Origin of the sequence: Kingella sp. (in: b-proteobacteria), assembly GCF_030527935.1 — a bacterium.
Lineage (GTDB): Bacteria > Pseudomonadota > Gammaproteobacteria > Burkholderiales > Neisseriaceae > Kingella_B.
The window spans coordinates 14,990-39,938 of record NZ_JAUMZV010000012.1; the positions used below are offsets into that span (position 1 = coordinate 14,990).

A 24,949-nucleotide genomic window follows, 5' to 3' on the forward strand; every position below is an offset into this window, starting at 1 on the left:
CACGCCTTCGCCCCAAACGCGCCCGAGTTCGCCACGCTCACCCAAGCCGTGATGGCAGGCAACGCCGCGCAAATGCACGACCCCGCCTTCAAAGCCGAACTGCTGTCATGGATACGCTTCAACAAAAGCCACAGCAACGCCACCCACGACGGGCTCAGCTACGCCGTGATTGGCGCGCCCAACCTGCCCGCATGGATTTCACGCCCCATTATCCGCACCATGCTCAACGCCAAACGGCAAAACCGCAGCGACCGCGCCAAAATCGCCAGCTCATCGCACCTGCTGCTTGCCAGCGCAGACAACCACCCCGTCGCATGGCTCGCCACAGGGCGCATGCTGCAACGCACCCTGCTCGCGCTTACCCAGCACAACATCGCCCACGCCTATCTCAACCAACCCTGCGAAGTCCCACTCAACGCGCCCTGCTCGCCCAACTGCCCATGCTCGGCGGCAAACAACCGCAAATCCTACTGCGGCTAGGCTACGCCGCTGCCATGCCCTACTCGCAGCGCAGAGCGGTGGACAGCGTTATTCAGTAAACCAAGGCAGCCTGAAACTCTTTCCACCGCTTTCAGGCTGCCTAGCGCCCAGCCACATTTTTGTAAAAATACAACGATTTACCCATTGCACACAAAATCAAACGTTGTATAATTTCGCCGATTCCATTACACCCAGCCTTCTCTTTTATGAGAAGGCTTTTTTATGGCAGCCTGAAAAGGCTCAGTTCAATCAATCAAGCACAGAAACATCGTTTGTTCCTGTTTTATTTTTTAGAACCTGTATTCACTATTTGCATAGGCAGATTTGATGACATAAAAGCGCAGCAAGGTTGTACGCAGTGGCCGCGTTTTTAGGGCATGAAAGATGCCTATGAAAATAGTAAATACAGGTTCTTAAACTCACAGGAAAAATACATGAACAAAACCTATCGCGTTGTGTGGAACGAACACACAAACACATGGACAGCCGTACAAGAAACCGCCAAAGGCAAAGGTAAATCCAGCAGTCGTGCCAAAAGCCTAACTCTGCTGGCAACCTCCTTGCTATTAGCAAGCGGACAAGCCACAGCAGCCGCTTCGGTGGGCAATGGCACAGGGCAAAACTCAATTGTCATTAAAGGCAGCACCGTAACCACCACAACCGCCGCAGGGCAAGATGCCACCGCCATCGGCACAGGCGCGCAAGCCGACAACCAAAGCTCGTTTGCCGCAGGCACCAACGCAAAAGCTACCAACAACAATGCCATTTCTATCGGCACCAACTCAGCTGCCAGCGGCGCAACTTCAACCGCAATAGGTCAAGGCTCAGTTGCCAGCCACCAATCCGCCACCGCGCTAGGCGATGGCGCAAAAGCCATCAATAGCCAAGCAACTGCCATCGGCGTAGGCGCACAAGCCAGCGAAGCAGGCGCATTGGCCGTTGGCATGACTTCCGCCGCCAGCGCATGGAACAGCGCGGCAATCGGCAGCCTAGCCAACGCATCAGGCTCAACCTCGCTTGCCGCGGGCTACAAAGCCGCCGCCAGCAGCAGCAACTCGCTCGCCGTGGGTAGCTCTGCTACCGCCCAAACCGCAGGCGATATGGCATTCGGGCAAGGCGCAAACGCACAAGGGTGCAGCAGCGTAAACGGCACAGCCGCCAACACCATCACCAACGAAACCTACGGCCCTGCCATGGCGCAAGGCGCGTTTGCCACCGCCACAGGGCACAACGCCATTGCTATCGGCAACAACGCCAAAGCGCAAGGCACAATCGCAGACGGCACGGTAAACAATGTCATCGCCATCGGCGGCAACAGCACCGCATCAGGCAACCGCGCCGTTGCGCTGGGCTACAAAGCGACCGCAGGCGCAGCAAATCAAATTGCCATCGGCGAAACCACAGGCAACGCCAATTCGCAAAATGCCGTCTTCATTGGCAAAAGCGCAGGCAGCGGCAACTCTTCCGCCACAGGCAATACCAGCGGCATCGCCATCGGCAACGGCGCGGGTACAGGCATGGCAGGCGGCACAGAAAACGTTGCCATTGGTACAAGTGCAGGCACAGCCGTAAACGGCAACACCAACTACGCCATCGGCGCGCGCGCAGGGCAAACCGTAACCGGTGCAGACAACTACGCCATGGGCATTGAAGCAGGTCAGCGTGTAACAGGCAGCCAAAACGCAACCTTCGGCTACCATTCCGGCACAGACATTGCAGGCAGCAGTAACAGCGCATTCGGGCGCGATGCAGGCAAAAACATTGTCGGCAGCCAAAACCTTGCCTTGGGCGCGTATGCAGGGCAATACACAGGAGCGGCAGGCACGGCCGTTGAAAACAACATCGCCATCGGCACCAACGCCAACAAATTTGCCGCAGGCAGCGAGCTGACCACCAGCGGCAACACCGCCATCGGCGCAAACAGCGTTGCCAAAGGCGGCAACAGCCTTGCGCTCGGCACAGGCGCAACATCTGACAAAGCCAACGCCGTTGCACTCGGCACAAACAGCAACACCAACACCAACGCCACGCCTGTTACCACCGCCACCATCGGCAACATCACCTACAACGGCTTTGCAGGCACTAATATTACGGCGGGCGACCAAGTATCCGTGGGCAATGCGAATTACAACCGCCAAATCAAACACGTTGCCGCAGGCGCAATCACCGCCACCAGCACCGATGCCATTAACGGCAGCCTGCTTTACGCCATTGCCAGCCAAATGCAGGCTGGGCAAACCCATTATTACAGCGTGAAATCAGGGCAAACAGCGCAGACACGAACTACGCCAATGACGGCGCAACAGGCACGGATTCGTTGGCAGCGGGCGTAAAAGCCGTTGCCAATGCCGCCAATTCCGTGGCAGTCGGCACGCAAGCCAATGCCGCAGGCAAAAACGCCATTGCCGCAGGTTTTCAGGCTGCTGCTACTAATGATGGCGCGGTTGCCGTGGGCGCGAACACCAGCGCAACCAACGCTTCCACCGCTTTGGGCGATGGCTCAAAAGCCACAGGATTGAACGCCACCGCGCTGGGCTGGAATGCCAACGCGGCGGGTCGTGCCGATGTGTTTATCGGCAAACAAGCAGGCATGAATACAGGGCACGCCAATAACAACAGCAATATCGGCATCGGCGAAGGCGCAATCAGCAATGTGGGCAATACCGTTGCGGTGGATAACGTTATTGGGATTGGTACGGGCGCGGCAAAAGGCATTCAGGCCAAGCACAACATCGCGCTGGGCGCATACGCCGACGGCACAGACAACGGCTCTGCCGCCGTTACCACCACCAACAACGTTGCCATTGGCGAGCGCACCCGCGCCAGCGGCGGCAATTCCCTTGCCATCGGCAACCGCACCAAAGCTGAAGGGCAAGCCGCGATTGCTTTGGGCGTAGGCGCAAATGCCGGAGCGCAAAACAGCTTCGCCGCAGGGCAAAGTGCCGAAGCCAAAGGCATCGGTGCGATTGCGATTGCGGCGCGCCACAGGCAGACAACGCCGCCAAAGCCAATGGCGTGCAAGCCGTCGCCATTGGCCGCCAAGCCGCCGCCAGCGGTTCCAATTCGCTGGCTTTGGGCAAGGGCGCAAAAGCCACCCACAATAACTCCGTTGCCCTTGGCGCGGATTCTGAAAGCGCAGCCAGCTTTGGCGCAGTCGGCAACGTTACCGTAAACAACATCACCTACGGCGGCTTTGCTGCCGACAACGTTGCTTCCACCGTGAGCGTAGGCAAATCGGGCAGCGAGCGCGCGAACACCAACGTGGGCGCGGGGCGCATTTCCGCCGCCAGCACCGATGCCGTCAACGGCAGCCAGCTTTATCTCACCCAGCAGGCAATCGGCAACGTGGGCACCAGCATCAAAAACATCCTCGGCGGCAACGCTGCCCTGTCGCCCAACGGCACGATTAGCATGACCAACATCGGCGGCACGGGGCAAAACACCGTTCACGGTGCAATCCAATCCATCAGAACTTCTGCCAACACCGCCAACGCTGGTTTCAAAATCGCATGCAACGAAAAAGCCAGCGGCATCATCACCGATAACGAAACCATCAAGCCAAGCGAAACGCTCACCGTGCAAGGCACAGGCAGCCTGAAAACGGGCAGCACGTTTGCCGCTGACTACAACAGCGACAATATTCGCACCCAAGTAAGCAGCGACGGCACGATTACCGTGGGCTTGAAACGCGAGTTGGACGTAACCAGCATCACCGCCACCGATGCCAATGGCAACAAAACCGTTACCAACGGCGCAGGCGTAACCACCACGGATAACAACGGCAACACCACCAGCACAGGCGCAAACGGCATCACCATTGCCCCCACAGGCAAAAACGCCGTAAGCCTAACAGGCGATGGGCTGAACAACGGCGGCAACAAAATCACCAACGTGGCAGACGGCACGATTGGCGCAAACAGCAAAGATGCCGTAAACGGCGGGCAATTGCACACCGCGTTGAACAACATCAACACCAACATCGCCGCCGCCAAAACTGTGGTAACGTCCAACGACGGCAGCGTCAGCATCGCCCCCAGCACCAACGGCGCAGGAGCAACCGTGTATGACCTTGCCGTGAAAACAGACGGCACCACGATTACCAAAGCCGCAGACGGCAGCCTGAAAGCCAACACCACCGCGCCCACGCCCGCCGCCAACGGCAGCATCGTAGCCCCAACCGCCGCCGATGCAGGCAAACTCGCCACCGCAGGCGATATTGCCAACGCCATCAACCAAGCAGGCTTCAACCTGACCACCACCGCCAGCGCAGGCAGCGTGTCAGGCAGCAGCGTAGAGCGTGTGAACGCAGGCAAAACCGTTACCATTGATGCCGGCAAAAACATTCGCGTAACCCAAACAGGCAACATCGTGAGCATCGCCACCCAAGACAACGCCAGCTTTGACAGCGTTACCACCGGCAACACCAAAAAATCGACAACAACGGCTTGACGATTAACGGCGGCCCCAGCGTAACCCAAGCAGGCATTGACGCAGCAGGCAACAAAATCACCAACGTTGCCCCTGGTACTGCCCCCACCGATACCGTCAACGTGAGCCAACTGAACGCCCGACTCGGCGCAACAGGACAAGTTGCCGCCGCCCAAATGCAGCAGTTGGAAAACAAAATTGACCAAAACCAAGACCGTGCCAACGCAGGCATCGCTGGCGCAATCGCCCAAGGCACGATTCCGCAGGTTACCCGACCCAGCGCGTTTGGCTTAGGCGTAGGCACAGGCTACTACGGCGGACAATCCGCGCTTGCCGTAGGCGCATCAGCCATGACCGACGGCGGCAACTGGATTTTCAAAGGCAATTTCTCCGTGAATACCAAAGGCCGCGTGGGCGCAGGCGCGTTGTTCCAATGGTAAGCATGGGCGCAAGCACGATGATGCGCTGATGCCGTAAGCAGCAGTAAGCAAAGGCAGCCTGAAAAGGGGTTTTTCCCGTTTCAGGCTGCCTTTTTGTGTGCGAATGGTTTGCGATGTGAGAGATCAGCCGTAGGGTGTGCAGCTTGCTGCGCACGCGGTTAAACACACGGTTTAAGGCTGCATCAAAACATTCCTTATTTTTGCCAGAGCAGGCGTTTCGCCGCCTACCACGAGCAGGGGCACGCCCCTGCACCCCACCGCAGCGTCCACCATTTGCAGCCAGCATCAAGGCAGCCTGAAATCGGTACAATCAACTTTCAGGCTGCCTTATCGCCCCAACAGCAACACATTTCGCCCGCCCCGCCACCACGAAAGCAATCCACCATGAAATCCCCCATCTTAACCAGCCTAACCAGCGGCATCATCGCCCTAGCGATAGCTCTAACCGTCCACCACTTCACCGATGAACTGCGGCAAGTGCTGGGCGCAGAACACCTGTTTGACAAGCAAGTCCTGCTATCCAGCGTATTGTTTGCCGCAGCGTTGTTAAGCAAAAATTGGCTGTACAAACGCATCACGCGGCGAAAAGATTAAACACTAAGGCAGCCTGAAAACGGATTTCCCCCCTTTCAGGCTGCCTTTAAACCAAACAGCACTCATCTTTGCCCACACAAACACCCCACCCCGCCAAAGGCAGCCTGAAAGCGCGTCCACACGCTTTTGCAAAGCAAAAACCAAAAATTCCCCCCTTTCAGGCTGCCTTTTTTGTTTACAATCCCCCTTTCTCAACCACCCGCACACAACAACATCATGTATCTCCCCAACAAAAAACGCCCGTGGCTGCCGTGGCTGGCGGGTTTTCTGCTTATCGCCTTTTTGGTTGCCTTTTTCCACTTTCTCGGCGGCATACTCACGCCGTTTATTGTTGCCGCCGTGCTGGCGTATATTCTCAACCCGCTGGTGAGCAAGCTAGAAGCGCACGGAATCAAGCGCGCCCGCGCGTCTATGTGGGTGATGCTGTTCGCGCTGTTTTTGCTCACCGCGCTGCTGCTGGTCATCGTGCCGATGCTGGTGCAGCAATCGCAAAGCATTATCCAAAAGCTGCCGCAGCTTGCTGATTATCTTCATCACACCGCGCTGCCGTGGCTGAACCAAAAATTGGGCAGCAACATCTCGCTCAGCAGCACCACCGCCGCCGCATGGCTGCGCAGCAACGCGCAAAATATCCAAGCGCAAATCCAGCAAGCCCTGCCCACGCTGATGGAGCGCGGCACATCGCTTGCCATGAGCCTGAGTAATCTGATTTTGCTGCCGCTGCTGCTGTATTACTTTTTGCTGGACTGGGCACGTTGGGAAGCGGGCGTAACCGAACTCGTGCCACGCCGCTACCTTGCCACCTATCAGCGCATCACGGGCAATATGAACACCGTGCTGGGCGAATTTTTGCGCGGGCAGCTGATGGTGATGCTGATTATGGGCTTGCTCTACGGCACGGGGCTGATGCTCACGGGCTTGGAATCGGGCTTTGCCATTGGCATGGTGGCGGGCATTTTGGTGTTTGTGCCGTATTTGGGCGCGTTTACGGGGCTGCTGCTGGCAACGCTCGCCGCGCTGCTGCAATTTGGCTCGTGGAGCGGGCTGATTTCGGTATGGGCGGTGTTTGCCGTGGGGCAGCTATCGGAAAGTTTCTTGATTACGCCGAAAATCGTGGGCGACAAAATCGGCTTGTCGCCGTTTTGGGTGATTTTCTCGCTGATGGCGTTTGGGCAACTGCTTGGCTTTGTGGGCATGCTGGTGGCGTTGCCGTTGGCGGCGGTGTGCCTTGTGCTGCTGCAAGAAGGCAAGCAGGCGTATGTGAACAGCGGGTTTTATCGCAAGCGATAGGCAGCCTGAAAATGGCGCGCTGATATTTTGGCTGATGATAAATGCCATCCTATTTCATCCAACATTGGGCAACGAGCCATCGCTACTCCATCGGCTATTTGGTTTTGCAAAGGTTTCAGCCTGAAAGTATGCTTTCAGGCTGCCTTTTTATACCGATAACACTGTCTTTTTCCATTGGCGAATCTTGTCGCGAAAGTTGGTAAACGGCGCAACGGTGTTGATATGCACCCATTTAACAATCGCCCAGCCCGCGCTGTTGTTCGCCCATTGGCGCGCGCCTGTTTGAAACAGCTCGTCATCGCGCAACGTTGCCAGCCACGCGCAAATTTGCTCAACCTGTTCATGCAAGCGCGTCTGCTGCTCGGCAAGTGTTAAACCACCATAGCTTTGGTAAAAATGCTGATGCAAATCGCCCAGTTGATTCCATTTATAGCCCTCATCAGGCGTGTGCACGGTTTTGCCCGCCTGCTCATCGCGTTCCCATTGCAGCAGCAACTGCGTCCAACCCAGCTGATACGCCAAATGCTCAGACGGTGTTTTTTCGCCAGCCATCGCGCGAATGTCCTTCGCCTGCTCGGGAATATCGGCGAACTCGGCAAGATAGCGGTCAAGCGCGGTGTGAATGGTGGCGATTAGCTCGGCGCGGTTAGCATAGGTTTTCATTTTTCACTCCTGTTTTTCCAAAAATTAAGGCAGCCTGAAAACAAGCGAAGCCAAAACAGCAATTCAAATACGTTTTCAGGCTGCCTTTGGTCGGCTTCTCAAACTATGCCTTGCCTGAAAACGGGTTGAGCAGCGGCACGTTCAGTTCGGCAAAATCGCGCACGTTGCGCGTTACCAGCGTAAGGTCGTGGCGGATAGCGGTAGCGGCAATCAGCGCGTCGTTGTAGGGGCGTTGGTCGGGCACGTGCAGGCGGGCGCAGATGCGGGCGGTGTGGCGGTCGATGGGCAGAATGCGTTGGTCAAAGGTGGGGATAACGGTGTTGTTCAGCCATTGTTGCAGGCGCATAAATTTGGCTTCGTCGCCACGATGCCGCACGCGCAAAATGCCTTGTTCTATTTCCAGCAAGGTGATGACGGAAAGGTAGCAGTCGTTCAGGTTGATTGCGTTGAACCACGCCAAAAACTCAGGCGGCGTGTGGCGGCTTTGGATTTTGCGAATTTCAGATAACACATTGGTATCAAGCAAATACATCAGAACAACTCCTCGCGGTCGGCGATAATGCAGCGTGGAAACTCCACTTCGCCGACAAATTCCAAATCTTCCACGCTCATGCCCAGCCGTTCGGCATTGCTTTTGGGGTGTTTGCTTAAAGACTGATACGCCGCATAGTTCATCAACACATAGGCAGGTTCGCCACGGTCGGTAATGCACACGGGGGCGGTATCGCTCATGTTTTTGGCTTTGGCGACGTTTTGGTTGAATTCGCGGCTGCTGATGGTTTGCATAATCGCCTCCTTGTATGTAGCAACGTTTGCACATTGTAGCCGATTGGCTGGAAAAGACAAGGCAGCCTGAAACGAGAAATACGTTTTCAGGCTGCCTTGATTGTCTCAACTTACGCCACGCGGCTAAAAATCAGCGTGGCATTCGTGCCGCCAAAGCCAAAGCTGTTGGACATCACCGCGTTCAGTTTCAGGCTGCGGTTTTCGCGCAGGATGGGCAAGCCTTCTGCCTGCTCGTCCAGCGTGTCAATGTTTGCGCTGGCGCAGACAAAATCGTTTTGCATCATCAGGATAGAATAAATCGCTTCGTTTGAGCCTGCTGCGCCGAGCGCATGACCCGATAGCGATTTGGTGGAGCTGATAAGCGGCACGGTTTGCCCCGCAAAGGCTTCGCGGATGGCGCCCAATTCGCGCGTGTCGCCCACGGGGGTGGACGTGCCGTGGGCGTTGATGTAGTCCACGCTGCCGCCGTGTTGCGCCAGCGCCATCTGCATACAGCGCACCGCGCCTTCGCCCGATGGCTGCACCATGTCGTAGCCGTCTGATGTTGCGCCATAGCCGGTTAATTCGCATAGGATATTTGCGCCGCGCGCTTTGGCGTGTTCATACTCTTCCAGCACCAGAATGCTGCCGCCGCCCGAAATCACAAAGCCGTCGCGGTTGGCATCGTAGGCGCGGCTGGCGGTGTGCGGCGTGTCGTTGTATTTGCTGGACAATGCGCCCATTGCGTCAAACAGGCTGCTCATCTGCCACGACACTTCTTCGCCGCCGCCGGCGAACACGATGTCTTGCTTGCCCAGTTGGATAAGCTCGGCGGCGTGTCCGATGCAGTGCGCCGAAGTGGAGCAGGCGGAGCTGATGGAATAGTTTACACCTTTGATTTTAAACGGCGTTGCCAAGCAGGCAGCAACGGTTGAACCCATCGTTTTGGTTACGGCGTAAGGCCCGACGCGCTTGATGCCGCTGGCGCGCAACACGTCGGCGGCTTCCACTTGCGATGCCGATGATGCGCCGCCACTGCCTGCCACGATGCCGGTGCGGATATTGGAAACCTGTTCTTCGGTTAAGCCTGCATTTTCAATGGCTTCCTGCATGGCGATGTAGGCATAGGCGGGTGCGCTGCCCATAAAGCGCAGGATTTTGCGGTCGATGCGCTCTTTCAAATCGATGTTGATGTTGCCCGCAACGTGCGAGCGCAAGCCCATTTCGCGGTAGCTTTCGTCAAACGAAATGCCTGATTTTAGGTTTTGCAGCGATGCCAGCACTTCGCGGCAGTTGTTGCCCAAGCTGGATACGATGCCGATGCCGGTTACGACCACTCGTTTCATGTGTTATCTCCTATTGGTAAGGCAGCCTGAAATCTTGTCAGACGGCAGAATTGGCAACGCCGTCATTCCCGCACAGGCGGGAATCTTGCCTGATACCCAACAGTTTATTTAAAAACAAACCATTTTGTTTAACCGCCACCAAGATTCCCGCCTGCGCGGGAATGACGTGGGGGATGGTTTCGGCATTGTGTAGAAATCTCGGCTTTGAATAGATAAAAGGCAGCCTGAAAAGGGATTTTCGGTTTCAGGCTGCCTTTGGCGTGATTAAAAATCTTCGGTACTGGTGAACAAACCCACGCGCAAGCCGTTGCCTTCGTAGATTTTTTTGCCGTCCACGCTCATTTCGGCATCGGCGATGCCCAACACCAGCTTGCTGTTCATCACACGCTTGATGTGGATGTGGTAGGTGATTTTTTTGTGCTTGGGCAGCACTTGTCCGCTGAATTTCACTTCGGCGCAGCCCAATGCGCGACCCCTGCCGGGTGCGCCCGTCCAGCCCAGATAAAAGCCCACCAACTGCCACATCGCGTCCAAGCCCAAGCAGCCCGGCATCACGGGGTCGCCGATAAAATGGCAGCCGAAAAACCATAAATCAGGGTTAATATCCAATTCGGCGATGATTTCGCCCTTGCCGTATTTGCCGCCCGTGCTGTTGATTTCAACAATGCGGTCAATCATCAGCATATCGGGCAGCGGCAGCTGGGCGTTGCCCGCGCCAAACAGTTCGCCGCGCCCGCAGGCGAGCAGTTGTTCTTTGGTGTAGCTGGATTGGGGGGTGAAGGTGGTCATGTCGTTTTCCTTTAATGCCGTGTTGGCGCGATAAGTATAGAATGTCTATTCTATTGCATTACGGCGATGGGCGCAAATTTGGGAACCTGTATTCACTATTTGCATAGGCAGCCTGAAAGTTGATTTTCAGGCTGCCTTTTATGTTTACAACTGCACGCGCAGCATCCGCATATCCATATTTTCCCGCCCCCATTTGGTTTTATAAATCAACCGCAAAATAAACGGATACCGCTTGCCGCAATAATCGCTCAAATATTGCTCTTCCACCAAGCGGCTGCCCTGCGCCAGCTTCAACACATCGTTCGCATTGCTGATGCCCCAGCGAAACTCGGGCGGTTTCTCGCCCATTTGGCTCAACGCATCGTGATACTGCGCCTTGCCCACCATTCTTTTAAACAGCGCATCCATCACAATTTGCGTGTGCGGCAGCTTGCGTTGCACCATTTCAAAAAATGCTTTCACCTGCGCTTCGTCAAAATACATCAACACGCCTTCAATAATCAGCACCACAGGCTTGCCATGCGCAGCAACGGTGTCCGTCCAGCTTTCGTCAAACATGGACGTGCCCAAATAATGATTGCCCGATTCAGGCAGCAGCATACGCCGCACTTCTATCACTTCGGGCAAATCAAGGTCGTACCACGCGGTAACGGCGGGTCGCCCCATGCGCTCGTAACGCGCGTCCAAGCCTGCGCCGAGCTGCACCACCACGGCATCGGGGTGTTCGGCGATAAAGTGCGCCGCCATGTCGTCCAACAATTTTGCCCGCGCGCAGCAGCCCACTTGCGAAGCGTGGGCTTTGGTAAACGGGGTGAAGTCGTAATCAATCATCGCCAGCATACGCGCGGCTTCTTTGTCGCGCAGCAGCGCATCGGGACGTTGATATTCCACCGCCTTTGCCCACAGCGGAATCAGCATGGTGGTGGACAGCACGGTGATGTCTTGGGGGGAAATTTTCTCGCTCATTTTGTGTCTCCTAGTTGGCGGGTGTAGATGGGAATGATTGGCGATTGACAATATACGCCGATGCCATCGCGCGGGCAAATTCCATGCCGTTGCGGCAAGCAATAGGCAGCCTGAAAACGGAAAAATCATTTTCAGGCTGCCTTGTGCGTTTACCCCACCCCAAAACATTTTCAGGCTGCCTTATCACTATCTAAGGCAGCCTGAAAACGTTTGTTAATGATGAGAATGCCCAATCTGGAACGTCAGCGTGCTATACGTGGCGATTTTTTGGCAAACTTTGGGGTCGGGGAAATCCGATTTATGCTCCACGCTGGCTTTCCAAAAGCCCTGCCGCAGCGGAATAATCGCCACCGTGCCATCGTCGCCTGTGGTATCGGAAAACGCCTGCGCTTCCACTTTGTGCGTTTTGCCACGGTCGCTGGTGTCAAAGCCGTCAAACGTTGCCGTGAGCGTGGCGTTGGGCAGTGGCTCGCCGTTGAGCAGCACTTTCACTTTAAACCGCTCGCCCACGTGCACATTGGCGGGGTTATCCAGCGGCACAATCTCCACCATCTGCCCCACAGGGCGCGTAATCACCGCCGTATCCGCGCTGTCATGCCCCACGTTCACGATATTTTTGCCATACATCCGCGTTTGCTCGCAGTAAGACGCATCAGGCATTTCCTTGATGCTTTGGCGTTTCCAGCCCGCTGCGTTTTTTGACCAAAAAGTCGGCACATATTCCGCCGTTACCAAATAGCTGCCATCGGCAACGGGTTTCGCGCTTTGGTATTGGTAGTTATACGTCCCCTTTTGCACGAGATTTTGCTTGCCTGCGGGCGTAATCAGTTGCAGCGGTTTAAACAAATCGCGCCGTGCTTCGGGAATCGGCTCAAACTCGGGGAACTCGCCGTAGCCCAGCTCGGCTTTCAAAATTTCGCCGCCGTGTGTGTGGTCGGTGGACACCCAAACGCGGTGCGCATGGGCGGATAACGAAACCGCGCACAGCAGCGCGGCTAATAGGGTTTTGTTCATGCTCTCTTTTTCCTTGGATTAATTTTGTGCGAAATCGCGGGTTAGATGTTATGGCATAACGCGGTTTTTGTAAAGATTTGTTTGTTTCGCGCTGTTTTTGTTTACAAATTTTAGGGTGATGTGAAACGAAGTAGCGTTGACAAGCCCCAAAAGCAAGATTGGACACCCGTCCAGTAACGCCCTATAATTTGGCAGCCTGAAAACGTGGTTGATTCAACAGCCACTTATCTACCCCCATCGCTCCATCCAGCACACCCTTTGGCGACGAGCCGTTGCCACTCCATTCGCTTTTCAGGCTGCCCCATTGCTTCCGAGACCCCATCATGCCCCATTCTCTATCCTACTGGTTTTCCACCGTGCTCACCTTTGCCCGCCGCGAAGCCAAAGAATTGCTGCGCGACAAAATCCGCCTATTTTTCGCCGCGCTTGGTCCTGCCATTATGCTGGCGGCGGTGGGCTGGGCGATTTCGTTTGACGTAAACAATTTGAAATTTTCGGTGTTAGACCGCGACCAAACCATAGAAAGCCGCCGCGTGATTGAGTATTTTCGCGGCTCGCCCTATTTCAAAGAGCAAGCCCCTGTATATTCCTTGCCCGAAGCCGAAGCGCGGTTAAAGCGCAACCAAGTGGTGCTGGTGATTGATATTCCGCCCGATTTTGGGCGCAGCTTGGCGCAAGGCAGGCAGCCTGAAATCGGGTTTTACATTGACGGCACCATTCCTTTCAACGCCAGCAATATCCAAGCCTACGCGCAAAGCATGGTGCAGCGGTATAACATGGATACGCTCAAAGCGCGCGGCATGGAGCTGCCCAAAGCCGCCGCCGTTGTGCCACGTTTTCTTTACAATCAAGACTTTAAAAGCATGAACGCGATTGTGCCCAATGTGTTGATGATGGTGCTGACCATGATTCCCGCGATTATGACCGCGCTGTCGGTGGTGCGCGAACGCGAAATCGGCTCCATCGCCAATCTATACGCCAGCCCCGCCAGCGTGCCGCAGTATTTGATGGGCAAGCAACTGCCTTATTTGGCGATGGGCGTGTTTAATTTTGTCTCGCTCACGCTGATGATTGTGTTTTGGTTTGGCGTGCCGCTTAAAGGCTCGCTGCTGGCGTTGTTTATTGGCACGCTGTTGCACGTTGCGGCGGCGACCGCGTTTGGGTTGCTGATTTCGGCGTTCACCAAATCGCAAACGGCGGCGTTTTTTATCTCTGCCATCGGCAGCGTAACCATCGCTTCCAACTTCTCGGGCATGATGTACCCTGTCTCCACCATGAGCGGCGGCGCGTATGTGATTGGCGTAAGTTTTCCCGCGTCGTGGTATCAGCGCGTGTCCATCGGTGGCTTTACCAAAGGCTTGGGCTTGCTGGATTTTGGCAGGGAATTTGCCATGCTGGCGATGTTTACCATCGTGTTTTTAACGCTGGCATGTTTGAGTTTGCAAAAGCAAGAGAAGTAGGCAGCCTGAAACCTTTGCAAAACCTACAACCGATGGAGCGTCAGCGGCTCGCCGACATTGTTTCCAACCGATTAAAGCTCCATTGAATACACCATTTGGCGACGAGCCGTCGCCGCTCCATTTTAGTTTTCAGGCTGCCTAATCCCCCACAAGAAAGCCCCCCCCATGCGAACCCTAAAAAACATTCTCGCCCTATCGGGCAAAGAACTGCGCAGCCTGTTTGGCGACACCATCTTGGTGATTTTTATCGTGATGATGTTCACCAGCATGGTGTACAACTCCGCCAAAAACACCACATCAGACGTGCGCAACGCCAACGTGGGCATTGTGGACTACGACCGCAGCCCGCTTTCGCGGCAGATTGCCGACGCGCTGCTGCCGCCGCAGTTTGCCAAGCCTGTTTACATCAATCCGCAAGACACGCACGAATTGCTGGATAAAAGCCAGCTCACCTTTGTGTTGGAATTTCCGCCCAATTTTCAGCGCGATGTGGCGGCGGGGCGCGCACCCGAAGTGCAGCTTTTAGTGGATGCCACCGCGATGACGCAAGCGGGCGTGGGCTCGGGCTATATTGCGCAAATTTTTAACCGCGAAATCCAAGCGTTTATGGGCGTGAAGCAGCAAATCAGCCAAGCCATGCCTGCCCGCGCGGTGGTGAATTTGCAATACAACCCAAACAACGAAAGCAGTTGGTTTATGGGCGCGGCGTTGGCGGGCAACAATATTATGCTGATTACGCTGGTGTTGGTGGGCGCGGCGGTGATTCGTGAGCGCGAGCGTGGCACGATGGAGCATTTGCTGGTGATGCCTGTAACCGCCACCGAAATCGTTGCGTCTAAAATTTTGGCAAACGGCTTGGTGGTGAGCGTGGCGGCAGTGTTGAGCATGAAGTTTATTGTGGGCGGCGCGGTGGGCGCGGAATTGGTGGGTTCGTTTGCGCTGTATGCGCTGGGCGTGGTGTTGTTTATGTTTTCGGTGGCTTCGCTGTCGGTAATGCTGGCGACCATTGCGCCCACCATGCCGCAATACAGCTTGCTAATGGTGCCGACTTATATTGTGTTTATGATGTTTTCAGGCAGCACATCGCCGCGCGCCAATATGCCCGAAATGGCGCAGCGGGTGAGCGAATATTGGCCCAGCACGCAGTTTGCTTATTTTGCGCAGGCGGTGATGTTTCGCGGCGCGGGGCTGGAAACGGTTTGGGTGCAGCTGGTGGCGTTGTCGGTGGCGGGGGTGGTGTTTTTGGGGCTGGCGTTGGTGCGCTTTCGTAAGATGTTGGAGAAGCAGGGGTAAAGTTGAAAGGCGCGTTAAGGCAGCCTGAAAAACCATCAATGCTTGGGCAACGCCATGCAAACGGTTCATCGGCTGCTCTGCTTTTTCAGGCTGCCGCAATGCCTTGCCAACAGTTTGTAGGTCGGGCATTCATGCCCGATGTTCCCTAAATTTGCTGCGGTTTGTCGGGCATCAATGCCCGACCTACTCTTCTGCCCTTGGGCGCATCCAACAACACGGCGCAAAAAAAGGCGTATTCAACATACGCCCAAAAGAAGCAATCGCGTTGTGCTTCGTAATTTGGTTAGGTGGCGGCATAGGCAGCCTGAAAAACCGTGAATGCTTGGGCTACGGCAACCCAGCGTGGGTATGGCGGCGCAACGCCATGCAAACGGTTCATTTACCGCCATGCCGTTTCAGGCTGCCTAATTCACCCGCACGGAAGTCATGCTTAATGCGCCGCCGATGATTTCATCGTTAAACAGCTCCACCGCCTGCCCGTCGTCGTGTTGCGCCATCACATACAGCAGCGGCAGAAAATGCTCGGGTGTGGGCGCGGCAAGGCGGGCATCGTCGCCCCATTGGTTCAGGTAATCGGCGATGCGGTCAAACTCGCGCTGTTGATGCCGAGCCGAAAGGCTTGCGCCCATTGGTGCGGCGGGGCATCGGGGCGGTAGACGCGCAGGTTGTGCACGATGTTGCCGCTGCCCACAATCAGCACGCCTTGTTCGCGCAGCGGGCGCAGGCGTTTGGCGAGCGCGAAGTGTTCCGCGCTGCCGGGCGTTGCGTCCAAGCTGAGCGGCACAACAGGAATATCGGCGCGGGGGAACATGGGTTTGAGCACTGTCCACGCGCCGTGGTCCAGCCCCATCTCGGGGTCGGGCCGGTCGTGCGGCAGCAGGCGGCAGATTTCTTCGGCTAGCTCGGGGCAGCCTGAAACGGGGTATTGCTGCTGATACAGCGCGTCGGGGAAGCCGTAGAAATCGTACACCAGCCCGGGGCGCGGGCTGCTGCCCACGCGGATGCCGTTGCCGTAGCCGTGCGCGGAGATGCACAAGATGGCGCGGGGTATGGGCAGGCTGTCGCCGATTTGGCGGAAGGCGCGGTTGTAGGCGTTGTCGTGTAAGACGTTCATCGGGCTGCCGTGTCCGAGAAATAAGGCGGTTTCCATGTTGTTGCTCCGTTTAGTTTGAATGGACTGCATTGTATTTTTTCGCGCGGGGCGGATAAATAGCGAAAACATGAAGACTGTTTTTCTTGCGGGTAAAGGGTGGGCAGCCTGAAAACGGATTGAGCTAAGCCAAAACGCCCCAGGATAATTGAATGACCACACTCATCGCCCTGTTTAACCTATTCGCCACCACATTCGGCGTGTTTATCGGCTGGTATGACGACGCCCGCGACAAGGTTTGGGCGTATGTTGCCGTGCGCGCGCTGCTGTTGGCGGCATCTTACGGCGCAGCCATCGCCGTGTTTTGGCTTACGCCGCCCGCTTGGCTGCTGGCGTGGCACATGGTGGCGATGCTGCCGGTGTTTTATGTGCTCGCCAAAGTTACTTACCATGTTGTTTGCGCTTCCAAGCTCAACCGCAAACGGTGAACCCACGTTTCAGGCAGCCTGAAACAAAGTTCAGCGTAGCTAAAACCCACTTTCAGGCTGCCTATACCGCGCCACCTTCCCCATTCCCTTAACAAACCAAAGGCAAAAACCATGCACACCCCAACTAAACTTCTCGCCCTGATTATCCCGCTCGCCCTTGCCGCCTGCGCGGTGCAAACCGAAGTACCCAGCAGCGTTGCCGTGCCGCCGTCATTTGAGCAAGCGGGCGCGTCCAATGGGCAGCCTGAAAATCCAAACCCAAAGCCGAATGATTTATCGCGCTGGTGGACAACATGGCAGGACCCTGTGCTGCGCGACTTGGTGGAACAAACCCTGCGCGAGAACCGCAATTTGGCAGCGGCGCAAGCCACCATGCAGGCGGCGCAGGCGCAGGCAGATTTAGCCGCTGCCGACCGCCGTCCGCAAATTGGTGCGGGGGCGAATTTATACGCCACGGGCAAGCAGGATAATCCGCTGCCTGCCAACTTGCGCCCCGCAGCGGGCGGCATCAACTCGCATTTGGCGCAGGCAGAATTTGACAACGCCAACCTGCGCAGCGCGGCGTTGTCGGCATCGTGGTCGCCCGATATTTTTGGGCAGAAGAAAAGCGATGCCGAAGCCGCGCGGCAAATGGCGTTGGGCGAAGCGGAACGTTGGCACGGCGCGCAGCTAATGCTGGCAGCGGAAACCGGGCAGCATTATTTGAACGCGCGGGCGTTGGAAGCGCGGCAGGCGCAGGCGGCGCAGCGCGAAGGCAGCCTGAAAAACCTGTTGCGCTATGTGCAGGGGCGGTTTAAAGCGGGGCACGTGAGCGCGTATGAAGTGCGCCAAGTGGAGACGCAGCTTGCCGCCGCGCAAGCCGAATCTGCCACGCTGGATGCGCAACGCGCCGCCCATGTGCGCAGCATCGCGGTGCTGACGGGGCAAGTGCCGCAGGGTTTCAGGCTGCCTGAAAGCGGGGCGAACGTGTTGGCAAACCTGCCCGCCGCGCCGCAAGGGGCAACGCCGTTGGACGTATTAACCCGCCGCCCCGATGTGCGCGCCGCCGAACGCCAAGCGCAAGCCGCCGCCGCCAAGCTCGCCAGCGCGAAAATGGACAGACTGCCGCGCTTTGACATCCAATTTGCGTGGAGCAACGGGCGCATCGGGCTGGACAACAATTTGTCGTCCGTCACCAAAAGCACAGGCGGGCTATTGAGCGCGGGCGTAACCGTGCCACTGTTCACCGCTGGGCGCATCAAAGCCAACATCGCCGCCGCCGATGCACGGGTGAAAGCCGCCGCTGCGCAATACGACAACACCGTGCTCACCGCGCTATCCGAAGTGGACAGCAGCTACCATTTGCAACGCGGCTTGTTTGGCCAACGCGCCCGCGCCGCCGATTCTGCCGCGCAAAGCAGCCGCCAAGCCAGCCAATCGCGCCGCTTGTTTGAGTTGGGCAAGCTCACGCTAGACCAAGTTTTAACCGCCGAAGTGAACGCCAGCCAAGCGCAAGATGCGCTGGTGCGGGCGAGACTGGCGGAAGGGGAAAATCTGCTGCGGCTGTATCAAGCGCTGGGGGGCGGATGGCAGGATTGAGTTGGGTGGGGAAAAGGCAGCCTGAAAACGTTATTCCCGTTTTCAGGCTGCCTTTTATACTGCCTTGCGCCGCGCCCACCCCATCTGCACCGCCATCGCCACGCCCATACACACGCACACGGGCAGCCAAAACGCCGTGCTCAGCCGCGATAATTCCAGCATAAACACAATCGCCGTCAGCCGCATATTCTGCGCCAGCCCCAAAAACACGGTTGCGCCCACAAACGCCGCCGCGCCCGCCGAAATCGGTGGTAACGCTGCATTCCAAGCCACCGCGCTGGCAAAAGCAATCATCCCGCCCAGCATCATAGACGGCGTAATCCGCCCGCCATACGCCCCCGCCAGCGTTGCCAGCAGCACCGCCGCCCATTTGGTTGCCAGCAAAGCCAACGCCGTTTGCCATGTGAGCGCGTCGGCAAAACTCAACTGATTGCCCGCCTTGCCGTTGCCCAAGATTTCAGGCTGCCACGCGCCCAGCGCGCCAATCGCCGCAAACGACAGCAGCGCAATCGGCAGCATTTTCCAACTCGCCTTGTTCAGCTTCGGCAGCTTGCCATTGCTCCACGCAAACGCATTCACGCCCAGCGCAATTAACACGCCGCACACCGCCGCCCAAGCCAAAAAACTCGCGTCAAACGACACGTTTTCCAAATTAGGCAAATGCGCGTATTGCACCGTATCGCCCAGCCCCACGCGCACCACCAGCACCGCCACGCCGCAAGCCAACAACGCCGCCAGCACCATCGGCACCGCCCAAGAAGCCAACAGCGTTTCCAACACAAACACCGTCGCCGCCAGCGGCACGTTATACACCGCTGCCAAGCCCGCACCCGAAGCGCACGCCAGCACCACGCTCTTTTGCGCGGGCAACAAGCGCAACCAGCCCGACAGCGGCGTTGCCAGAGCCACACTCATCTCACGCGGCGCAACTTCGCGCCCCAATGGCGAACCCATGCCCACGGTGACAATCTGCAAAATCGCATGGCACGCCGTGGTTTTCACGGGCATATTCTTTTCAGGCTGCTTCACCGCCGTTTTCACTTCCATCAACGGCGCGCCATATTTTTGCAACAGCGTCCAACACACGCCCACCACCGCGCCACACGCCAGCAACGCCGCAAACCGCCGCCCCGCCGAAGCCTGTTGCACCAGCTCCCGAAACGAAACGTGCCCATCCACCAAGCCGCCATGAAACACCAGCTGCTGCAACAGATGCAGCAAATGGGTGAAGCCAATCCCCACCAAGCCCGCCAGCAGCCCCGTAAGCAACAACGCCACGCCCAAGCGCAGCGAAAAATCGCGCGATTCCATCGCATTATCCTGTTTACTGTGTACCAAAAAACGGCGGCTATTTTAACGCAAATAAACACAAAGGCAGCCTGAAATGGCAGTAGATAGGGCATTCATGCCCGACAACACACAAAAACGTAACGTCAGGCATCAATGCCCGATGACAAAGGTTTCAGGCTGCCTACATGCCAAAGGCAGCCTTACCTCTTTGTCCAAATTTTTGATTTGGGTATTAAGTAAGCATCTAAATCTTTGATTTAGCCATGCGAACTTATGCAAGCTCAGGGCTATACCGTAGCGCAGCGAAGGTTGAAACTCATTATAATCATAATCCCCCTTTTCAACCCAACCCCAAAGGAAACCACTATGTCCCCATTCTTCACCCCCGAGCAAATCCTGCCCGCCTACCAATACCGCAAATCCTGCCGCCAATACGACCCCAGCCGCAAAATCAGCGCCAGCGATTTCAACTACATCCTAGAACTCGCCCGCCTATCGCCCAGCTCCGTGGGCAGCGAGCCGTGGCGATTTCTCGTGGTGCAAAACCCCGCGCTGCGCCAAAAACTCAAACCCTTCGCATGGGGCATGGCCGCCACGCTAGACACCGCCAGCCACATTGTCGTCATCCTAGCCAAGAAAAACGCCCGCTACGACAGCCCCTTTATGCTAGACGGCATCAAACGGCGCGGCATCACCGACCCCGAAGCCATCAGCAAAACCATCGCCAAATACCACAGCTTCCAAGAGCAAGATGCCCACCTGCTAGACAACGAACGCACCCTGTTTGACTGGTGCAGCAAACAAACCTACATCGCCCTTGCCAACATGATGACAGGCGCAGCCCTAATCGGCATAGATAGCTGCCCGATTGAAGGCTTCAATTATGACGACATGAACCGCACTCTCGCCGAAACAGGCGCGTTTGACCCCGCCGAATGGGGCGTATCCGTTGCCGTAACCTTTGGCTACCGCGCCCAAGATATTGCGCCCAAAGCGCGTAAAGCCGCCGGAGATGTTATCACTTGGTTAGAATAAATCCATCCAAAGGCAGCCTGAAAGCGTATTGGGCGTTTTATGCTTCACTCGTTTTCAGGCTGCTTTAATCCACAAAACCCACAAGAAAACATCATGCCCCGCAATATCCTAGCCACCGCCCTGCTTACTGCATCGCTCGCATTTACCGCCCCCGCCATCGCCGCGCCCAAAGCCACCAAGCCAGCTACCGCACAAATCAATCCCCAAAGGCAGCCTGAAAATAGCAATCCCCCTACAACTCGCCCAACACATCCAAACCGAAGACCTAATTGGTGTATGGGCAAACTCAGCCGAAACAGATGGGGGCTCATTGCTTACCATAACCATGATGGGTACAGATAGCAAAGGCTTAGACATCATGTTTATTGAACTCAAAAAACCTCAAAAAAGCCTGCTTATCATGCAAAATTTCACATGGCAATTTAACGGAAAAACACAAGAATTTACCCAGCGTGTTACTGATTTTTCTACTATCCTAAACAACGGCACGCCAAAACAAGAAAAATCCAAAATTGGTGAAACTGATACTGCCAAAGTGCAAATGGCGTTGCTAGATGGTAAACCTTTCATGTTTGAATTTACCTACAAATCAAACGGTGAAAAACACGGCTACTTCAAACAAGATACCGACCAACTGAATAAATACCTGAATGAATATTTAAACAAACAAGCCTTAAACTAACCCGCTCACACCCAAGGCAGCCTGAAACCCTATTTAGCGTTTCAGGCTGCCTTTCTCATCCGCAAACCCACCCTAACCCCTTGTTTTACAACCAACCGAACCCCCGCAATTTATGTTAAAATTGCCCCCTTTTTGACCCCATCAAAATACTCTCATGACCCACACCACCGACCACCAATTTGCCAAAGAAACCATCGCCGTCAGCCTAGAAGACGAGATGAAAAAATCCTATCTGGATTACGCCATGTCCGTTATCGTTGGGCGCGCGCTGCCCGATGTGCGCGATGGCTTAAAACCCGTGCATCGCCGCGTGCTGTTTGCCATGCACGAGCTGAAAAACAACTGGAACAGCGCGTATAAAAAATCCGCCCGCGTGGTCGGCGATGTGATTGGTAAATACCACCCGCATGGCGATTCCGCCGTGTACCAAACCATCGTGCGTATGGCGCAGCCGTTTTCCATGCGCTATATGCTGGTGGACGGGCAGGGCAACTTCGGCTCGGTGGACGGCGACGCGGCCGCGGCCATGCGTTACACCGAAATCCGCATGGCAAAAATCGCCCACGAAATGCTGGCGGATATTGAAGAAGAAACCGTTAATTTTGGCGACAACTACGACGGCAGCGAGCAAGAGCCGCTGGTGCTGCCCACCCGCTTTCCCGCGCTGCTGGTAAACGGTTCGGAAGGCATCGCCGTGGGCATGGCAACCAACATCCCGCCGCACAATCTCAGCGACACCATTTCAGCCTGCCTACACTTGCTGCACCAGCCCGAAGCCGACATCAACGAATTGATTGACATCATCAAAGCCCCCGATTTCCCCACAGGCGCAACCATCTACGGCTTAACAGGCGTGCGCGCGGGCTATCAAACAGGGCGCGGGCGCGTGGCCATTCGCGCCAAAACGCATCTTGAACCGATTGGCAAAGGCGGCGAGCGCGAAGCGATTATCGTGGATGAAATCCCGTATCAAGTAAACAAAGCCAAGCTGGTGGAAAAAATTGGCGAGCTGGTGCGCGAAAAAAACATTGAAGGCATCGCCGAACTGCGCGACGAATCCGACAAAGACGGCACGCGCATCGTGATTGAATTGAAGCGCAACGAAAACGCCGAAGTCATCCTGAATCAACTCTACAAACTCACGCAACTGCAAGACACCTTTGGCATCAACATGGTTGCGCTGGTGGATGGGCAGCCGCGCCTGCTTAATCTGAAACAGATTTTGAGCGAATTTTTGCGCCACCGCCACGAAGTAGTAACGCGCCGCACGCTGTTTCGCCTGAAAAAAGCCCGCGCCGAAGGGCATATCGCCGAAGGCAAAGCCGTTGCACTGTCTAATATTGACGAAATGATTGCGCTGATTAAGGTTTCGTCCGATGTGGAAGCCGCGCGCGAAGCCTTGTTGAGCCGCGCTTGGCAATCCAGCTTGGTGAGCGAAATGCTCAGCCGCAGCGATTTGGATTTAAGCCAAGCCCGCCCCGAATGGCTGCCTGAAAACCGTGGGCTAAAAGCCGATGGCTATTGGCTGTCGGACGAGCAAGCCCGCGCCATTTTGCGCATGAGCCTGCGCAACCTAACAGGGCTAGACCAAGACGAAATCGTTAAAGAATACAAAGCATTGATGGCGATTATTGTGGATTTGTTAGACATCTTGGCAAAACCCGAGCGCGTACGCCAAATTATTGAAGACGAATTAGTAGAAATGAAAAGCCAGTTTGGCGACGAGCGGCGCAGCGAAATCAACGCCTTTGGTGGCGGCGACATTGCCGATGAAGATTTAATCCCACCGCGCGACATGGTGGTAACGCTCACCCACGGCGGCTACATCAAAACCCAGCCCACCAGCGATTACCAAGCGCAACGGCGCGGCGGGCGCGGCAAACAAGCTGCCGCCACCAAAAACGAAGACTTTATTGAAACGCTGTTTATCGCCAACACGCACGATTATCTGATGTGCTTCACCAATCTGGGTCGCTGCCATTGGATTAAGGTGTATCGCCTGCCCGAAGGCGGGCGCAATTCGCGCGGTCGCCCGATTAATAACGTGATTCAGCTCGACGAAAACGAAAAAGTTTCCGCCATTTTGCCTGTGCGCGAGTTCCCAGAGAACGAATACGTGTTCTTCGCCACCGCGCTGGGCATGGTGAAAAAAGTGCAGCTTTCTGCGTTTAAAAATGTGAGCAGCAAAGGCATCAAAGCCATCGCGCTCAAAGAAGGCGATAGCTTGATTGGCGCGGTGAAAACCAGCGGCGCAGACGACATCATGCTGTTCTCCAACTTGGGCAAAGCCTTGCGCTTTAACGAATATTGGGCAGGCAAAGCCGATGTCGCCGACGATGATGCCGAGTTAGACAACGAAATGCAGCCTGAAAACGATGATGCCGACAGCGAAACCGCCGCGCCCAAATCGGGCAACGGCGTGCGCCCCAGCGGACGCGGTTCAGGCGGCTTGCGCGGGATGCGGCTGCCTGAAAACGGGCGCATCGTGAGCCTGCTGGTGGCGCAAGAAAACTGCGGCTTGCAAGTCTTAACCGCCACCGCCAACGGCTACGGCAAACGCACGCCGATTGACGGCTATCCGCGCAAGGGCAAAGGCGGGCAGGGCAACATCGCCATCAACACAGGCGAGCGCAATGGCGATTTGGTCGCCGCCACGCTGGTGTCGCCCAACGATGATTTGATGCTGATTACATCGGGCGGCGTGCTGATTCGCACCAAAGTGGAGCAAGTACGCGAAACAGGGCGCACCGCCGCGGGCGTGAAGCTGATTAACCTAGACGAAGGCACCACGCTGGTAAGCATTGAACCTGTGGCGGAAAGCGATGACACGGATGATGTGGATGCGGCTGCGGTTGATGCAGTTGAACAGGACGGCAGCGGCGGGGATGGCAACGCCGAAGCGTAAATAGCCGCGCAGAGAAATAGGCAGCCTGAAAACGTAGCCATCGCGTTTTTAGGCTGCCTTTTGGTTAGGCGCGGGCTGCGTGTTGCGCGGACGATGGAGCGGCAACGGCTCGTCGCCAAATGGTGCATTCAACAGGCGTTGCGGGTTGCGTAAAATATTTTAGGCAGCCTGAAACTTTTGCAAAAACCAAGTAGGTCGGGCATTTATGCCCGACGTTTTTATGTGTTCGTATTTGTCGGGCATAAATGCCCGACCTACAAACTACGGTACACACCCCACACCGCAAATAGGCAGCCTGAAAACGAGCGAAGCTAACAGCATTCAAACCCATTTTCAGGCTGCCTAAATGTTGC

The 24,949-nt window shown here is 56.1% G+C and carries 29 protein-coding genes and 1 pseudogene; 16 read left to right on the forward strand and 14 right to left on the reverse strand.

The annotated features are described in order from the left end of the window. The first annotated feature begins 51 nt into the window (after positions 1-51). From Q4A85_RS05325 to Q4A85_RS05350, 6 genes and pseudogenes are all read left to right on the forward strand, one after another. Complete coding sequence (locus Q4A85_RS05325; RefSeq protein ID WP_303108301.1) at positions 52-480, forward strand: hypothetical protein; 429 nt, start codon at positions 52-54, stop codon at positions 478-480. Positions 481-914: 434 nt separating this feature from the next. Continuing rightward, entirely contained in the window at positions 915-2,813 is a 1,899-nt protein-coding gene (locus Q4A85_RS05330) for an ESPR-type extended signal peptide-containing protein (RefSeq protein WP_303108303.1), read from the forward strand. Continuing rightward, a pseudogene (locus Q4A85_RS13235) lies at positions 2,798-3,334 on the forward strand (hypothetical protein); the annotation flags it as partial. The gene Q4A85_RS05330 and the pseudogene Q4A85_RS13235, both read left to right, overlap by 16 nt. A 161-nt stretch (positions 3,335-3,495) precedes the next feature. Further along, positions 3,496-4,929 (forward strand): hypothetical protein, encoded by a 1,434-nt coding sequence (locus tag Q4A85_RS05340; protein ID WP_368500185.1) that lies wholly within the window; start codon positions 3,496-3,498, stop codon positions 4,927-4,929. Further along, a complete protein-coding gene (locus Q4A85_RS05345) occupies positions 4,926-5,348 on the forward strand; it encodes a YadA-like family protein (RefSeq protein WP_303108308.1) in 423 nt (140 codons plus the stop codon). Before Q4A85_RS05340 ends, Q4A85_RS05345 begins: the two co-directional genes overlap by 4 nt. A gap of 273 nt (positions 5,349-5,621) precedes the next feature. After that, complete coding sequence (locus Q4A85_RS05350) at positions 5,622-5,942, forward strand: hypothetical protein (protein ID WP_303108310.1); 321 nt, start codon at positions 5,622-5,624, stop codon at positions 5,940-5,942. Between the two features lie 3 nt (positions 5,943-5,945). On the opposite strand, the gene Q4A85_RS05355 is transcribed toward Q4A85_RS05350, so the two are convergent. Continuing rightward, positions 5,946-6,086, reverse strand: a complete 141-nt coding sequence (locus tag Q4A85_RS05355) for a hypothetical protein (RefSeq protein WP_303108313.1) — start codon at positions 6,084-6,086, stop codon at positions 5,946-5,948. Between the two features lie 72 nt (positions 6,087-6,158). Between Q4A85_RS05355 and Q4A85_RS05360 the strand changes: the two genes are divergently transcribed. Further along, positions 6,159-7,232, forward strand: coding sequence for an AI-2E family transporter (locus Q4A85_RS05360; protein WP_303108315.1), 1,074 nt, complete (start codon positions 6,159-6,161; stop codon positions 7,230-7,232). 147 nt (positions 7,233-7,379) lie between these two features. On the opposite strand, the gene Q4A85_RS05365 is transcribed toward Q4A85_RS05360, so the two are convergent. The 9 genes from Q4A85_RS05365 to Q4A85_RS05405 all read right to left on the reverse strand — a co-directional run bounded on the left by Q4A85_RS05365 (position 7,380) and on the right by Q4A85_RS05405 (position 13,100). Then, a complete protein-coding gene (locus Q4A85_RS05365) occupies positions 7,380-7,895 on the reverse strand; it encodes a ClbS/DfsB family four-helix bundle protein (protein WP_303108317.1) in 516 nt (171 codons plus the stop codon). A 103-nt stretch (positions 7,896-7,998) separates the two neighbouring features. Then, the gene (locus tag Q4A85_RS05370; RefSeq protein WP_303108319.1) at positions 7,999-8,427 is read right to left on the reverse strand and encodes a type II toxin-antitoxin system VapC family toxin; all 429 of its coding nucleotides are present in this window, start codon (positions 8,425-8,427) and stop codon (positions 7,999-8,001) included. Further along, the gene (locus Q4A85_RS05375) at positions 8,427-8,681 is read right to left on the reverse strand and encodes a type II toxin-antitoxin system Phd/YefM family antitoxin (RefSeq protein WP_303108321.1); all 255 of its coding nucleotides are present in this window, start codon (positions 8,679-8,681) and stop codon (positions 8,427-8,429) included. The genes Q4A85_RS05370 and Q4A85_RS05375 overlap by 1 nt, the downstream gene beginning before the upstream one ends. A gap of 110 nt (positions 8,682-8,791) precedes the next feature. Next, positions 8,792-10,006 (reverse strand): beta-ketoacyl-ACP synthase I, encoded by a 1,215-nt coding sequence (fabB, locus tag Q4A85_RS05380; protein WP_303108323.1) that lies wholly within the window; start codon positions 10,004-10,006, stop codon positions 8,792-8,794. A gap of 264 nt (positions 10,007-10,270) precedes the next feature. Then, the gene (fabA, locus tag Q4A85_RS05385; protein WP_303108325.1) at positions 10,271-10,795 is read right to left on the reverse strand and encodes a 3-hydroxyacyl-[acyl-carrier-protein] dehydratase FabA; all 525 of its coding nucleotides are present in this window, start codon (positions 10,793-10,795) and stop codon (positions 10,271-10,273) included. A gap of 144 nt (positions 10,796-10,939) precedes the next feature. Next, the gene (locus Q4A85_RS05390; protein WP_303108327.1) at positions 10,940-11,761 is read right to left on the reverse strand and encodes a class I SAM-dependent methyltransferase; all 822 of its coding nucleotides are present in this window, start codon (positions 11,759-11,761) and stop codon (positions 10,940-10,942) included. 10 nt (positions 11,762-11,771) lie between these two features. After that, positions 11,772-11,924, reverse strand: coding sequence for a hypothetical protein (locus tag Q4A85_RS05395; protein WP_303108328.1), 153 nt, complete (start codon positions 11,922-11,924; stop codon positions 11,772-11,774). A gap of 50 nt (positions 11,925-11,974) precedes the next feature. Further along, positions 11,975-12,775 carry a DUF4198 domain-containing protein gene (locus Q4A85_RS05400; protein WP_303108330.1) on the reverse strand — a complete coding sequence of 267 codons (801 nt, stop codon included), beginning with the start codon at positions 12,773-12,775 and terminating at the stop codon, positions 11,975-11,977. A 181-nt stretch (positions 12,776-12,956) separates the two neighbouring features. Continuing rightward, positions 12,957-13,100: a hypothetical protein gene (locus Q4A85_RS05405; protein WP_303108333.1), complete on the reverse strand. Its 144-nt coding sequence runs from the start codon at positions 13,098-13,100 to the stop codon at positions 12,957-12,959. On the opposite strand from Q4A85_RS05405, the gene Q4A85_RS05410 reads away from it, so the two are divergent. Both Q4A85_RS05410 and Q4A85_RS05415 read left to right on the forward strand, forming a co-directional pair. Next, the gene (locus Q4A85_RS05410; RefSeq protein WP_303108335.1) at positions 13,099-14,235 is read left to right on the forward strand and encodes an ABC transporter permease; all 1,137 of its coding nucleotides are present in this window, start codon (positions 13,099-13,101) and stop codon (positions 14,233-14,235) included. The genes Q4A85_RS05405 and Q4A85_RS05410 overlap by 2 nt on opposite strands. 165 nt (positions 14,236-14,400) lie before the next feature. Next, positions 14,401-15,528 (forward strand): ABC transporter permease, encoded by a 1,128-nt coding sequence (locus Q4A85_RS05415; RefSeq protein ID WP_303108337.1) that lies wholly within the window; start codon positions 14,401-14,403, stop codon positions 15,526-15,528. Positions 15,529-15,932: 404 nt separating this feature from the next. Here the strand turns inward: Q4A85_RS05415 and Q4A85_RS13240 are convergent, their stop codons facing one another. Together Q4A85_RS13240 and Q4A85_RS05420 are read right to left on the reverse strand one after the other, a co-directional pair. Beyond that, complete coding sequence (locus Q4A85_RS13240; RefSeq protein ID WP_368500186.1) at positions 15,933-16,157, reverse strand: hypothetical protein; 225 nt, start codon at positions 16,155-16,157, stop codon at positions 15,933-15,935. Continuing rightward, on the reverse strand, positions 16,094-16,678 hold the full coding sequence (locus Q4A85_RS05420; RefSeq protein ID WP_368500187.1) for a dioxygenase: 585 nt from the start codon (positions 16,676-16,678) through the stop codon (positions 16,094-16,096). Before Q4A85_RS05420 ends, Q4A85_RS13240 begins: the two co-directional genes overlap by 64 nt. Before the next feature lie 152 nt (positions 16,679-16,830). On the opposite strand from Q4A85_RS05420, the gene Q4A85_RS05425 reads away from it, so the two are divergent. Continuing rightward, positions 16,831-17,106: a hypothetical protein gene (locus Q4A85_RS05425; RefSeq protein WP_303108339.1), complete on the forward strand. Its 276-nt coding sequence runs from the start codon at positions 16,831-16,833 to the stop codon at positions 17,104-17,106. A 111-nt stretch (positions 17,107-17,217) separates the two neighbouring features. Further along, positions 17,218-18,684: an efflux transporter outer membrane subunit gene (locus Q4A85_RS05430; RefSeq protein WP_303108341.1), complete on the forward strand. Its 1,467-nt coding sequence runs from the start codon at positions 17,218-17,220 to the stop codon at positions 18,682-18,684. Positions 18,685-18,738: 54 nt separating this feature from the next. Here Q4A85_RS05430 and Q4A85_RS05435 read toward each other — a convergent pair whose 3' ends face one another. Beyond that, positions 18,739-19,995: a chloride channel protein gene (locus Q4A85_RS05435; RefSeq protein ID WP_303108343.1), complete on the reverse strand. Its 1,257-nt coding sequence runs from the start codon at positions 19,993-19,995 to the stop codon at positions 18,739-18,741. Between the two features lie 345 nt (positions 19,996-20,340). Between Q4A85_RS05435 and Q4A85_RS05440 the strand changes: the two genes are divergently transcribed. The 4 genes from Q4A85_RS05440 to gyrA all read left to right on the forward strand — a co-directional run bounded on the left by Q4A85_RS05440 (position 20,341) and on the right by gyrA (position 24,596). Beyond that, positions 20,341-21,009, forward strand: coding sequence for an NAD(P)H-dependent oxidoreductase (locus tag Q4A85_RS05440; protein WP_303108345.1), 669 nt, complete (start codon positions 20,341-20,343; stop codon positions 21,007-21,009). A 93-nt stretch (positions 21,010-21,102) separates the two neighbouring features. Then, positions 21,103-21,351 (forward strand): hypothetical protein, encoded by a 249-nt coding sequence (locus Q4A85_RS05445; RefSeq protein WP_303108347.1) that lies wholly within the window; start codon positions 21,103-21,105, stop codon positions 21,349-21,351. A 16-nt stretch (positions 21,352-21,367) separates the two neighbouring features. Continuing rightward, a complete protein-coding gene (locus Q4A85_RS05450) occupies positions 21,368-21,691 on the forward strand; it encodes a hypothetical protein (RefSeq protein ID WP_303108349.1) in 324 nt (107 codons plus the stop codon). A gap of 154 nt (positions 21,692-21,845) precedes the next feature. Beyond that, positions 21,846-24,596: a DNA gyrase subunit A gene (gyrA, locus tag Q4A85_RS05455; RefSeq protein ID WP_303108351.1), complete on the forward strand. Its 2,751-nt coding sequence runs from the start codon at positions 21,846-21,848 to the stop codon at positions 24,594-24,596. A gap of 64 nt (positions 24,597-24,660) precedes the next feature. Here gyrA and Q4A85_RS05460 read toward each other — a convergent pair whose 3' ends face one another. Next, positions 24,661-24,786 carry a hypothetical protein gene (locus Q4A85_RS05460; RefSeq protein WP_303108353.1) on the reverse strand — a complete coding sequence of 42 codons (126 nt, stop codon included), beginning with the start codon at positions 24,784-24,786 and terminating at the stop codon, positions 24,661-24,663. Positions 24,787-24,801: 15 nt separating this feature from the next. On the opposite strand from Q4A85_RS05460, the gene Q4A85_RS05465 reads away from it, so the two are divergent. Further along, on the forward strand, positions 24,802-24,942 hold the full coding sequence (locus Q4A85_RS05465) for a hypothetical protein (RefSeq protein ID WP_303108354.1): 141 nt from the start codon (positions 24,802-24,804) through the stop codon (positions 24,940-24,942). Positions 24,943-24,949: the final 7 nt, after the last annotated feature.